Genomic DNA, 13,036 nt, shown 5'->3' with positions numbered 1-13,036 from the left:
ATATAACAACATAAAAGAAGGAGATTTGCTTATGAAGATTCTATTGGCAGATAAGCAGGATATCACGCGTGCCGGACTGATATACGTGATAGAGAAAATGGAAGGATTGGAAAACAAGTATGTGGAAGACAAGACAGAGCTGATGCTTGCCTTGCGGGAAAACGAAGATACGGTGGTGATACTCGATTACACGCTTTTCGATATCAATGATTCCGCCGAACTGCTCATTCTCAACCAACGCTTTCCCTATACCCGATGGCTGCTGTTCAGCGAAGACCTGAGTGCCGATTTCGTACGTGTGCTCATCGCCAGCAGCAGTATGTTCAGCGTGCTCCTGAAGGAGAGTTCGCTGATGGAAATCAAGGAGGCGATACGCTTCTGCGTGGACAGCAAGCGTTTTGTCTGCCAGCGAATGATGGAGGTGCTCCTTACTCAGCCGCAGGAAGCAGAAGAAAAAGTGAATCTCACCAAGACCGAAACCGAGATTCTCAAGGATATCGCCCTGGGTATGACAACCAAGGAAATCGCCGAGAAGCGTTTCTCCAGTTTCCATACCGTGAATACCCACCGGAAGAATATCTTCAGAAAGCTCGGGGTGAACAACGTGCACGAAGCAACAAAGTACGCACTTCGCGCCGGACTGGTAGATTCTGCGGAATATTACATCTAGAAGAAATAAACTGTTATAACAATTTTATAAACTCTAAAAACAAACTAAATGAAACCAACAAAGTCATTATTTGTTACGGCTGCATTGATTCTGGGCGCTATGGGTGCCCAGGCAGCTGATTTTGTCCAGAATGGTAACTATCTTACCGTACAGTTGAAACAGCATCAGAACTATGGTCCGTCGCAAATCCGCCTCCAGGTGGTCAGCGACCGCATCATCCGTGTACAGGCTACTGCCGAGCAGAGCTTCCGCAACAAGCAGAGTCTTATCATCGTGCCTCAGAAGGGCAAGGCAAATTACAAGGTGGAGGAGCAGGGCGATGACCTCATCATCACCACCGCTGCCATGCGTGCCGTGCTGAACGAGGCTACCGGACAGATTACCTTCTACGATCTCAAGGATCAGGTACTGTTGAAAGAGGTGGCACAGGGAGGAAAGACCTTCAAGCCTTTCACCGTGCCCGACCGTGAAATCGGTGTGGATATCGCCAAGGTACCTGAGGCACAGAAGCACGGATGGTCATGGCGTGCCCTCTTCGATTCGCCCGACAATGAAGCCTTCTATGGCCTCGGTCAGCACCAGAGCGAAGAGCTCAACATGAAGGGCAAGAACGAAGACCTCTTCCAGTATAACACCAAGGTGAGTGTGCCTTTCGTCATCTCCAACAAGAACTACGGCATCCTCTGGGATTCCTATTCCTACAGCCGATGGGGTAATCCGGACGATTATCTCCAGTTGAACCGTGCCTTCAAGCTCTACGACAAGGACGGTAAGGAAGGACAGCTCACCGGTACCTACGTGGCTAAGAACGGACAGAAGATTGTTCGTGGCGAGGACAGCATCTACTTTGAATATGCCATGCCTGAGACTTCAGAAATCTGCAATAAGACTGATAAGGGCGGCATCCAGAACCTGCCTAAGGGCTTTGCGCTGAATGGTTCCAAGGTGGTTTACGAGGGATATGTAGAGGCACCAACCAGCAGCTTCTATCAGTTTATCCTCTACTACGCCGGCTATATGAAGGTCTATATTGACGGCAAGCTGGTGGTGCTTGAGCGCTGGCGTACCGCCTGGAATCCGAATTCCTTCAAGTTTGAAACTCCAATCAAGAAGGGTATAAAGACTCCAATCCGCATCGAATGGCAGCCGGATGGCGATGTTTCCTACTGCGGTCTCCGTGTGGCATCCCCACGTTCTGAGGCAGAGAAGAACCAGCTGAGCATCTGGAGCGAGATGTCGCCGGATATGGATTATTACTTCATCGCCGGAAAGGATATGGACGAGGTAATCTCGGGCTATCGCACCCTTACCGGCAAGGCTCCGGTATATCCTAAGTGGGTGCTCGGATTCTGGCAGAGCCGCGAGCGCTATCAGAGCAGCATGGATATCGAGGAGAACATGAAAAAGTTCCGCGACCTGAAGATTCCGGTGGATAACATCGTACAGGACTGGAACTACTGGAAGCTGGATTCATGGGGAAGCCACGAGTTTGAGGCGGCTCGCTATCCGAACCCTCAGGCGATGCTCGACAGTGTGCACGCCCTGCATGGAAGATTCATGATTTCGGTCTGGCCGAAGTTCTATGATACCGTGAAGAATTACAAGGAACTGGATGCCAAGGGGTGGATGTATCACCAGGCTATCAAGGATGATATCCACGACTGGCTCGGTTTCCGCGGCTCCTTCTATGATGCCTACGATGCCGGAGCCAGAAAGATGTTCTGGCGACAGATGGATGAGAATCTCTATACCAAGTATAAGTTCGGTATCGATGCCTGGTGGATGGATGCTTCTGAGCCGAATGTGCGCGACTGTACACCGATGTGGTACCGCAAGGCGCTCTCCGGTCCTACCGCCCTGGGTACGGCTACCGAGTATTTCAATGCCTACAGCATCGTGAATGCCGACGCCATCTACAATGGTCAGCGCAGCGTGAACCCTAACCAGCGTGTCTTCCTCCTCACCCGTTCGGGCTTTGCAGGCGAACAGCGATACAGCACTGCTACCTGGTCGGGCGACATCGCTACCCGCTGGGAAGATATGCGTGCGCAGATGACTGCCGGATTGAACTATTCCATGGCTGGTCTTCCTTTCTGGGGAATGGACCAGGGTGGCTTCTGTGTGGAAAACCGCTATGTGGCAGCCCAGCAGGAGTTTGACAAGACCGGTAAGGAGAATGCCGATTTGAAGGAGTGGCGTGAGTTGCAGGCTCGCTGGAACCAGTTTGGCTGTTTCGTTCCGCTCTATCGTGCCCACGGTCAGTGGCCGTTGCGTGAGGTGTGGAACATCGCTCCAGCCGATCATCCTGCCTACAAGACCATCGTAGCCTACGACAAGCTCCGCTATCGCCTGATGCCTTACCTCTACAGCATGGCGGGTATGGTGCATCTCAAGGATTACACCATGATGCGCGGACTGGTGATGGATTTCAATGGCGATGAGAAGGTGTTGGATATCAAGGATCAGTGGATGTTCGGTTCTGCCCTGATGGCTTGTCCGGTAGGCGAGTATCAGAAGTATTCACGCGAAGTCTATCTGCCTAAGCAGAAGGGCTGGTATGATTTCTATACCGGAGCATATCATGCAGGCGGTCAGACCATCGTGGCTGATGCGCCATACGATAAGATTCCTGTCTTCATCCCAGAGGGCGCCATCCTTCCGATAGGTCCTGAGATGCAGTGGAGTGATGAGAAGAAACCGGAGTTGATCGACCTCTATGTCTATGCCGGCAAGGATGGCTCTTATGCCTTGTACGAGGATGAGGGCACGAACTATAACTACGAGAAGGGCAAGTATGCTGTAATCGATTTCAAGTATAATGATGCCTTGAAGCAGGTAACCATCGGTGCCCGCAAGGGTAGTTTCGACGGCATGCTCCAGAAGCGCCGCTTCAACGTCATCCTGGTAGATCAGAAGAAGCAGCAGGGCGTGAATCTCGCCAAGTCGCCTAAGGGCAAGGTAGTGAAGTATGCAGGTCAGGCAATGACTGTAAAATTGAAATAATATGAAGAAGATATTTGCTTTAGCAATTCTACTATTGGGCGCTCAGTCTTTGAGCGCCCGCGATCGCCAGTCTTTTGATAAAGACTGGCTTTTCGTTTTGGCTGATAGTGCCGGTATGCAGAATTCGGAGTTTTCCGACGGGCATTGGCGCCGCCTGAATCTCCCTCACGACTGGGCGATAGAGGGCGATTTCTCTCCATCGAATCCTTCGGGAGCCAGTGGTGGTGCGCTGCCGGGCGGCATCGGATGGTATCGCAAGCACTTCTCCCTTTCGCCAGACGAGAAGTACGACCGGTTCACCATCACTTTCGATGGCGTGTATATGAACTCCACCGTCTATATCAACGGTCACAAGCTCGGCACCCGCCCTTACGGCTACAGCACCTTCGAGTACGATCTTACACCTTATATATATAAGAAGGGTGATAACGTCATTGCCGTGAAGGTGGATAACAGCGACCAGCCCAACAGCCGCTGGTATTCGGGCTGCGGCATCTACCGTCACGTCTGGTTTACCAAGACCCTGAAGAAGGCATACATCCCACAGTGGGGTCAGTATGTGGCTACCACGCCGAAGGGTAATGTCAAGGTAAAGGTGGATTTCCATGCCGAAGGCAGCAGGATGAAACTATTCATCCGCAATACCATCTACGATGCGGCTGGCAAGGTGGTGGCAAGGAGCCAGGGCACCCAGAGCCAGCAGCTCAAGGTAAGGAAACCTCATCTCTGGTCTATCGGCAAGGGCTATCTCTATACCGTGAAGAGCGAACTGGTGGTGAATGGCAAGGTGGTGGATACCGCCACTACGCAGACCGCATTCCGTGATGTGAGGTTTGATGCCCGGAAGGGTTTCTTTCTCAATGGCGAGAATATGAAGATCAATGGCGTGTGCGAGCATCACGATTTCGGATGTCTCGGTGCCGCCCTCAACGAGGATGCGCTTCATCGCAAGCTCACCATCCTCAGGGATATGGGTGTGAATGCCATCCGAAGCAGTCATAATCCTCCGGCTCCCGAACTCCTGAATATGTGTGATTCCATGGGAATCATGGTGATGGACGAGAGCTTTGATATGTGGCGCCGCAAGAAGTCGAATGGCGATTATGCCCGTTTCTTCGATGAATGGCACCAGCGTGATCTCTCTGATCTGGTGAAGCGCGACAGGAATCATCCTTGCATCATCATGTGGAGCATCGGCAACGAGGTGCTCGAACAGTGGTCGGATGCCGCTGCCGATACCCTGAGTCTGGAGCAGGCGAATCTCATCCTGAATGCGGGGCATGATGCTTCTACTCTGGCACATAGCGATGAACTCAGCGTGAACTCTCTTCTCACCCGTCATCTGGCTGATATCGTGAAGAAGTATGATCCGTGGGGCGCCCGTCCGGTAACAGCCGGATGCAACGAGCCTGATCCTAAGAATCATCTCTTCAAGAGCGGTGCCATCGATGTCATCGGATTCAATTATCATCATCAGTGGGCGAAGGATGTTCCAAGGAATTTCCCGGACAAGCCGTTCATTTTCTCCGAGAGTGTTTCGGCTCTCCAGACGCGCGGTTATTACCGGATGCCGAGCGACAGCATCTATACGGCTCCGGTGGAGTGGTGGCTGCCATATACCGATCCATCCTTCAAGTGTTCGGCGTATGATAATATGCATGCCTCCTGGAGCAGTACGCACGAGGAGACCTGGGATGTGGTGAAGCACAATGATTTCGTGGGCGGACAGTTTATCTGGACTGGTTTCGACTATATCGGCGAACCGACTCCGTATGCCTATCCGGCACGCAGCAGTTATTTTGGCATCATCGACCTGGCTGGTCTTCCTAAGGACAGTTATTATATGTATCAGAGTGAGTGGACGAAGAAGCCTGTTCTCCATCTCTTCCCTCACTGGAACTGGCTTCCGGGTCAGCAGATAGATATGTGGTGCTATTACAACCAGGCTGATGAGGTAGAGCTGTTCATCAATGGCAAGAGCCAGGGCATCCGGAAGAAGAAGGTGCATGGAGAGGAAAATGGTGCCGCAGCCAATGCTGTTTCTGCCAATGCCGCAAATGCTGGCGCCTTTGATCGCAGCACAGAGTACCACGTGATGTGGCGAGTAACTTTCGAGCCGGGCGAAGTAAAGGTCGTAGCGAGAAAGCAGGGCAGGGAGATTTCATCCCAGACCATCAAGACTGCCGGTCCTCCTCATCATCTCGTCTTGAAGAAGACCTATCAGAACACCCTTGCGTCCGCAGCCCAAACCCCGTCAGGCGTTCCTGGGGATTTGCAATCCCCATCATCCCCTACAACCTTCGTAGAAGTAAATGTAGTAGATAAGGATGGCAATCTCTGTCCGAATGCCGAGAACGAGATTTATTTCTCTTCTACCGCCGAGATTCTGGGCACAGATAATGGCAATCAGACCTCCCTGGAGCGTTTCACCGATCCAAAGAGGAAGGCATTCTTCGGCAAGTGCATCATCGTCTTGCGAGGTCACGGCACGCTCCGTGCCGAATCCATAGACTTACAACAAGCTACCCTTCAATTATAAAAACAAAAAAAGCATGCCAAAGTCATTTCGACTTTGGCATGCTCATTTAAGTTACATACAGCTCGTCACGCCCAGAGAGCAATATACAAAGTGCAGCCTTTCTTCTTTTGACGATGCAAAGATACGGCTTTTTTAGGGAACCACCAAAAAACAGGGTGTGACAAGCCCCGATTTCAGCAGTCCCGGAATACGAATCCCGTTAATAATTCTAACTCATAATTTTGATAAATAGAAACCATAGCTTTGCAGATCACAAACCATAGTTTTCCATCAAAGAGCTATCACAATAACAGTTATCACAGTTTCTCGAAACACTTTTCTTTTTCTCATTCCAGAACTAACTATATATATTATATATATTTATATATATATATATAGTTAAATTACATTTAACATTTTCCTTCCCTTCAGATACCCCCTCCGTAAAAACTGTGATAACTGTTATTGTGATAGCTGTGATGGAAATTCCCCAATACGTGATTTCATGAAAATGACAGCTCTGTGTAATTTTTTTTAATAAGAAGAAAGCCAACAAGAAGGAAGCTGCGCAGGTTGCTGTTTTTGAGAATCTGGCGTTCGGAACGGTAAGAACCGCTGCTAATGAGAAGGGCGAGCCTTGGTTCTGTGCGAAGAATTTGTGCGATGTGCTCGAATATAGGAAAATGAATTTGCTTGTAAATCAGTATGTTAACCCTCTTGATGCACTGAAACGGTGCATCAAGGATATGGTCTGTATGAACTGTTGGGCAGGGTGAAAAATATATAAAAATTCTTTTGTCTCGATTGTTTTTGCTATCTTTGCAAGCGGATTCTGACTTGAAGAGGGGAATCGGATGACTAATTAAATAATGTAATGATATAACTCTAAACAAAAATGAAGATAAAAATTGAACCGGCTACGCCTGACAGGGCGTCGCACATTGCATCGCTCATCATGGAGGCGATGAACCCAGGATGCTGCCAGAACCTGGCTGGTGCTCATCATACACTGGCGGAATTCCACCAGGTGATGGAAAGACTCGTAAGAATGGAGGATAGCCAGTACAGTTACCGCAATACGCTTCTGGCTACCAATAGCGAGGGCATTACTGCTGGTATCATCGTGTCTTACGACGGTGCACAGCTCAAGGCGCTGCGCAAGCGATTCATCGAGGAGGCTAAGGAAACCTTCGGAATTGACTATACAGGAATGGATCCGGAAACCCAGGAGGGCGAACTCTATATCGACAGCCTCGCCGTGCCTGCTGCCTTCCGTGGCAAGGGTATCGCCAAGATGCTGCTCAAGGCGGTGATAGAAAAAGGCAGGGAAATGGGTCTTCCTGCCGTGGGACTGCTCGTGGATAAGGGCAATCCGAAGGCAGAAAGACTCTATGCCAATATGGGATTCGAATACGTGAATGATACCGTGTGGGGTGGCCACAGCATGAAGCATCTCCAGTATCCGCTACGCTAGTTCTCAGATTTCGTTATCCGCTACTCCAGTTCCTCAATCTCATCTTCGTTCATCTCCCTGTCAAGCTGGCCGCGCCAGAGATACTTGCGGGTTTCGTGAACGATGATGCCGCTGAGGCAGAGCAGGGAGATGAGGTTTGGTATCGCCATCAGGGCATTCATGCAGTCGGCGATATTCCATACCAGTCCGAGGCTGATGACACTGCCCAGGAAGATACTCACAATATACAACATGCGATAGATGAGCATCCAGCGCTTTCCCTTGAGATACTCTACGCAGCGTTCGCCATAATAGCTCCATCCCAGGGTGGTGCTGAAGGCGAAGGTGGCGAGGCCGATGGTAAGCAATGGGGCTCCTATGTATGGTATCTTGCTGAAGGCTGCCTTGGTGAGCGCTGCGCCATCGTGGTAATCGATGTCAGGATAGGCGATGATGCTGGAGGTGATGACCAATCCCGTGAGGGCACAGATGATGACGGTATCCCAGAAGGTTCCGGTAGAGGATACCAGCGCCTGGCGTACCGGATTGCGGGTCTGGGCGGCGGCAGCTACGATAGGTGCCGAACCGAGTCCCGACTCGTTGGAGAAGAGTCCGCGGGCGATACCATAGCGGGCTGCTATCATGAGGGTGCTGCCTGCAAAACCGCCGCCGGCTGCACGGGTGGTGAAGGCGGATTCGAAGATAACCTTCAGGGCTGGCAGGAGATAGGCGTGATTGACGATCAGGATATAGATGCAGCCCACCACATAGAAAATCGCCATGAAAGGCACAAGCATTCCACATACTTTTGAGATGCTCTGCACACCACCGATGATGACTGCGGCACCGAGGAGGGTGACGATAGCGCCGGTGATGTATGGACTGATGCCATACTGGTTTTCTACCAGTGTGGAGATGGCATTCGCCTGTACGGTGCTGCCGATGCCGAAGGAGGCGAGGGCGGCAAAGAGGGCGAAGAGGATACCGAGCCACTTCCATCCCAATCCCTTTTCGAGGGCATACATCGGACCGCCAAGCATCTCTCCACGCTTGGTCTTGACGCGGTATTTCACGGCAAGAAGACCTTCGGCATACTTGGTGGAGATGCCGAAGACACCGGTGAGCCAGCACCAGAATACGGCGCCTGGTCCACCCAGGGCGATGGCTGTGGCCACACCTATGATATTACCGGTACCGATGGTAGCGGCAAGGGCAGTGGCGAGGGCTCCGAACTGGGAGACATCGCCAGTAGCATTCTTGTCCTTCTTGAAGGACAGCGATATCGCCTGGAAAATCTTACGCTGTGGAAAGCGCAGGCGAACCGTCAGGAAAATGTGGGTTCCCAGCAGCAGGATGATCATCGGCCACCCCCAAAGGAACGAACTGAAGGATGTGAAAAATTCGTTGATTGCTTCCATATTAATCTCTCTTTAAAATACAATTATAAAATCTATATCTATTTTTCTTCAAACTCTACCCGGGCATTGGGGAATCCCATAGCCTTGAACATATCGCGGAATTGCTGCCTGGCATTGCGCTGGGCGATACGGATATTGGCTGGGGTGAGGCAGCGTTTCTTCATCTGTGCATAGGCACGGTCGTAGAGTGCCTGGCGGTCGGCTCCCGTCCACTTTCCTTCTTCAAAGAAGCTGCGGGTTCGGGCTTCGTCGATGAAGTTGTTATCCAGCAGTCGGATAGGAGGGAGGGTGCAGACGATGGAATCCTTCTCGGCATTTGCCTGGATCCATCCTTCCTTTACATCTTTCATATTGATGCCCAGGCGCAGGGTGCCGTAATAGATGCGCACCAGCTGGTCGTCGCCGAAGAAGCCGCGACGAACGGTATCTACCAGTTCCTCGTTGCTGATGGCGAGAAACTCCCATTCGCCTATCGCCTCGATGCTCTCTACCTGGGTAGGCGACAGGGTGGTCTGCTCTTCTGTGGTTACGCTCACCGTATTATCCTTGTTGAGCCAATAGATCGTGCCCGCTAGTATGAGGGCAAGGATGGTGAGCAGGATGATGCCATATTTCTTCATATCTCATTCCTCCTTAGTTTGAGGGTTTATCTTTCTTCTCACTAGTTTTTATCTTTCTTCTCACTAGTTTTTATCTTTCTTCTCCACTCCCGAGTTCTGCAGGAATCCCCTGATATCATCGAGGGTGAACTTCTTGCGGAAGCTGATCTGGATGTTCTCTTCCCGGAAACCCATCTGCTTGAGCATCGGGATGAGGGTATTGGCTGCACTGATGCGAGCCTGCTCCATCAGGTCGAGGTTGGGAATATCGCGGATGATGCTCTCTCTGCCCTGCTGTTCCAGCTGGGTGAGTTCGGCATCTGAGTAGTTGCTGCGGGTGAGGGAGACATACTGTTTCAGTTTCTTGTGGTCGATTCGGGTGCTGGTGAGCACCATCTTCGGGTCGGGCAGGATGATTTCTATCTTATCGCCTTTACGGGACACATTCCTGTCTGAGAATCCCTGGAAATCTACATACGCCTTGATGGTAGCATCCATGGGGATGGCTACCTTTCGGTTGGAGCCTGGCACGGGGATGTTGAATTCGTGCTTCAGGAAGGAACCCTTAAGCTTGAACTGGTCATCGTGGGTGATGATCTTATGAACGTGCGCCTCGGCGGTATAAAGGCGCGTGCATTTCTGTATCTGCATCACCATCGTGGGGATGGTATCGATGGCGCTCTTCTTCTCTTCTGCCGGCTTCTTGGGAGAGCAGGAGAGGAGGCTGAGGATAACCGCCGGGATGAGGATAAAAAATACTTTCTTCATACGAATAAGGGTATAATTATATAATGAACTACGTAATATATATAATAAAATATATGATGAGGATATAATAAAAGCTCTTGAAGTCAGGTTTCGCCAAACGTCAAGAGCTTTCTTATTTTATTAGAATTTTGCCATTTTGATAGCGTCGATAGCGCACTCGTCACCCTTGTTGCCCAACTTGCCGCCGCAGCGATCCTTCGCCTGCTGGAGGTCGTTGGTGGTGAGAAGTCCGTAGATGACAGGGATTTCCTGTGTGGCATTGAGGCGCGCAATACCGTAGGTGACACCCTCGCAGATATAGTCGAAGTGCGGAGTCTCGCCACGAATCACACTACCCAGGATGATGACTGCATCGTAGCCGCCATTGAGCACCATCTGATGTGCGCCGTAGATAAGCTCGAAGCTTCCCGGTACGGTCTTCACATGGATGTTCTCTGGGATGGCTCCATGCTTCTCCAGCGTCTTGACAGCTCCATCGAGCAAGGCGCCTGTAATCTCTGGGTTCCATTCTGCTACCACGATACCGAAGCACATATTGCTGGCATCTGGAATCTTGGAAAAGTCGTATTCCGACAAATTATGAAGTGCTGTTGCCATAATGTTCTGATTTAGTTGGAAGCACGCTCGATGTACTTATCAATCTCAGAGCTCTGAACGAGCATAGAGTTTACATACTTCTTCTTGATGTCCTGATAGATGCTCAAAGCCTCAGCCTTCTTGTTCTGGCTCTCCAGGATTTCGCCAGCCTTGATGAGGAAGGCAGGAGAGAGAGAGTTGTTGGCATCATCCTCTGCCTTGCTGTCTGCCATGGAAGCTGCCTTCTTGAAAGCGGCAACGGCATCATCGAGCTTGTTGAGGTGAGCGTATGCATCGCCGAGGGCTGCCTGAGCGGCTGGGCTGATCATCTCGTCGCCCTTAGATGAGAATGCATCGAGGCTCTTCTCTGCCTCTGCCCACTTGCCGAGGTTGGCATAGCAGAGACCTGCATAGAGGTTGGCGAGGTTGCCTGCATCGGTGCTGCCGTATTCGCTGGCAATCTTTGCGAATCCTACGTAGCCAGCGCCATCGCCGTTGAGTGCCTGCTCATACATCTCGTTCTGGAAATAGGTCTGACCCTTGCCGAGCAATGTGCTTGCCTTGTCCTCACGAGGACCTGCAATCTGAGACATGTAAGCGAATACACCTGCGATGATAACGATCAATGCTACCACTGCGATCATAATTGCCTTCTTGTACTTCATGAAGAAGGCCTCTTTCATGTTAAGGCTCTCGATTTCCTGAGCCTGTACGTTGTTGTTTGCCATTTCTTATTTTTTGTTTTTTATTATTCTATGTTTTTTATTCTTCTTTGTTTTTTATTCTTTTAGGTTGCAAATTTACTGATTTTTATTCAGATATTGAAATTTCTAGCCTACTTTTTTCGTTTTTTGGGCTTTTTCTGCTAACTTTGCAGTCAATTAGCAGAAAAGTATCTATGATTTTAAAGAATATTTCCATTATTAATTACAAAAACATCAAGGGTGCCAATCTGGAGCTTTCGCCCAAGATCAACTGTCTTATCGGCCATAATGGTATGGGTAAGACCAACTTTCTCGATGCCATCTACTATCTCTCGTTTTGCAGGAGCGCCAACAATCCCATCGATTCGCAGATCATCACGCACGACGAGGCTTTCTTCATGCTGGAAGGCAACTACGAGAGCGATAATGGGGATATGGAGAACATCTACTGCGGCATGAAAAGGGGGACCAAGAAGCACTTCAAACGCAACAAGAAGGAGTATAAAAGGCTCTCGCAGCACATCGGACTCATCCCGCTCATCTATGTTTCGCCTTCGGATGTTTCGCTCATAGAAGGCGGAAGCGAGGAGAGAAGAAAGCTGATGGATGTGGTGATTTCGCAATACGACAATACGTATATCGAGGCGCTGAACAACTACAACAAGGCGCTGCAGCAGAGAAATGCGCTGCTGAAGATGGAGGAGGAACCGGATGCCACGCTGATGGAACTCTGGGAACAGCAGATGGCGATGAACGGAGAAATGCTCTATGCCAAGAGACAGGCGTTTGTGAACGAGCTGGTGCCGCTGTTTCAGGAGATTTACCAGCATATTTCGGGCAACCAGGAGAAGGTGGGGCTGCATTATATCTCCCACTGTCAGAGGGGACCGTTGCTGGAGGTGATTCAGCGTGACCGGTTCAAGGATAGAGCCGTAGGATATTCATTGCACGGCATGCATAGGGATGACCTGGAATTTACTATCGGAGATTATCAGATGAAGCGCGAGGGTAGTCAGGGACAGAACAAGAGTTATGTGATTGCCCTGAAGCTGGCGCAGTTCAGTTTCCTGCAGCGTACATGTTCGAATACCACTCCTTTGCTGCTGCTGGATGATATCTTTGATAAGCTTGATGCTCAGAGAGTTGAAGCCATCGTTCAACTGGTATCGAGTGACAGCTTCGGTCAGATTTTCATCACGGATACGAATAGGGATCATCTGGATCAGATTCTCCATCGACTGAATGGCGATTTTCGGATTTTTGAGGTGAATAATGGAGAAATAGCGTATGTTTAAAATAGCGTATATTTAATAACGTATGTTTAGGA

The 13,036-nt window shown here is 50.2% G+C and carries 11 protein-coding genes; 6 read left to right on the top strand and 5 right to left on the bottom strand.

The window, feature by feature from the left end; translation table 11 throughout:
• Positions 1 to 31: 31 nt before the first annotated feature.
• The 5 genes from DW657_RS00575 (at position 32) to DW657_RS00555 (ending at position 7,665) form a co-directional block, all read left to right on the top strand.
• Complete coding sequence (locus tag DW657_RS00575; protein ID WP_118311008.1) at positions 32 to 670, top strand: response regulator transcription factor; 639 nt, start codon at positions 32 to 34, stop codon at positions 668 to 670.
• 48 nt (positions 671 to 718) lie between these two features.
• A complete protein-coding gene (locus DW657_RS00570) occupies positions 719 to 3,673 on the top strand; it encodes a TIM-barrel domain-containing protein (protein ID WP_118311007.1) in 2,955 nt (984 codons plus the stop codon).
• A gap of 1 nt (position 3,674) precedes the next feature.
• Positions 3,675 to 6,212 carry a glycoside hydrolase family 2 TIM barrel-domain containing protein gene (locus DW657_RS00565; protein WP_118311006.1) on the top strand — a complete coding sequence of 846 codons (2,538 nt, stop codon included), beginning with the start codon at positions 3,675 to 3,677 and terminating at the stop codon, positions 6,210 to 6,212.
• A 506-nt stretch (positions 6,213 to 6,718) separates the two neighbouring features.
• On the top strand, positions 6,719 to 6,967 hold the full coding sequence (locus DW657_RS18650) for a Bro-N domain-containing protein (RefSeq protein WP_118311005.1): 249 nt from the start codon (positions 6,719 to 6,721) through the stop codon (positions 6,965 to 6,967).
• Between the two features lie 119 nt (positions 6,968 to 7,086).
• The gene (locus tag DW657_RS00555) at positions 7,087 to 7,665 is read left to right on the top strand and encodes a GNAT family N-acetyltransferase (protein ID WP_118311004.1); all 579 of its coding nucleotides are present in this window, start codon (positions 7,087 to 7,089) and stop codon (positions 7,663 to 7,665) included.
• Positions 7,666 to 7,685: 20 nt separating this feature from the next.
• Here DW657_RS00555 and DW657_RS00550 read toward each other — a convergent pair whose 3' ends face one another.
• The 5 genes from DW657_RS00550 to DW657_RS00530 form a co-directional block, all read right to left on the bottom strand.
• Positions 7,686 to 9,062 (bottom strand): sodium:alanine symporter family protein, encoded by a 1,377-nt coding sequence (locus DW657_RS00550; RefSeq protein ID WP_118311003.1) that lies wholly within the window; start codon positions 9,060 to 9,062, stop codon positions 7,686 to 7,688.
• A 38-nt stretch (positions 9,063 to 9,100) separates the two neighbouring features.
• A complete protein-coding gene (locus tag DW657_RS00545) occupies positions 9,101 to 9,682 on the bottom strand; it encodes a DUF4230 domain-containing protein (protein WP_118311002.1) in 582 nt (193 codons plus the stop codon).
• A 63-nt stretch (positions 9,683 to 9,745) separates the two neighbouring features.
• On the bottom strand, positions 9,746 to 10,429 hold the full coding sequence (locus DW657_RS00540; protein WP_118311001.1) for a DUF4230 domain-containing protein: 684 nt from the start codon (positions 10,427 to 10,429) through the stop codon (positions 9,746 to 9,748).
• 120 nt (positions 10,430 to 10,549) lie between these two features.
• Entirely contained in the window at positions 10,550 to 11,026 is a 477-nt protein-coding gene (gene ribH / locus DW657_RS00535) for a 6,7-dimethyl-8-ribityllumazine synthase (protein WP_089545220.1), read from the bottom strand.
• 11 nt (positions 11,027 to 11,037) lie between these two features.
• The gene (locus tag DW657_RS00530; protein WP_117662797.1) at positions 11,038 to 11,733 is read right to left on the bottom strand and encodes a tol-pal system YbgF family protein; all 696 of its coding nucleotides are present in this window, start codon (positions 11,731 to 11,733) and stop codon (positions 11,038 to 11,040) included.
• A 170-nt stretch (positions 11,734 to 11,903) separates the two neighbouring features.
• Here DW657_RS00530 and DW657_RS00525 point away from each other — a divergent pair, with 170 nt between their 5' ends.
• Positions 11,904 to 13,004 carry a DNA replication/repair protein RecF gene (locus tag DW657_RS00525; RefSeq protein WP_118311000.1) on the top strand — a complete coding sequence of 367 codons (1,101 nt, stop codon included), beginning with the start codon at positions 11,904 to 11,906 and terminating at the stop codon, positions 13,002 to 13,004.
• Positions 13,005 to 13,036: the final 32 nt, after the last annotated feature.

It is taken from the genome of Prevotella sp. AM23-5, assembly GCF_003473645.1.
Taxonomy (GTDB): domain Bacteria; phylum Bacteroidota; class Bacteroidia; order Bacteroidales; family Bacteroidaceae; genus Prevotella; species Prevotella copri_A.
The sequence above is the reverse complement of the archived record's forward strand: the minus strand, read 5'-3'. Positions and strand labels throughout refer to the sequence as shown.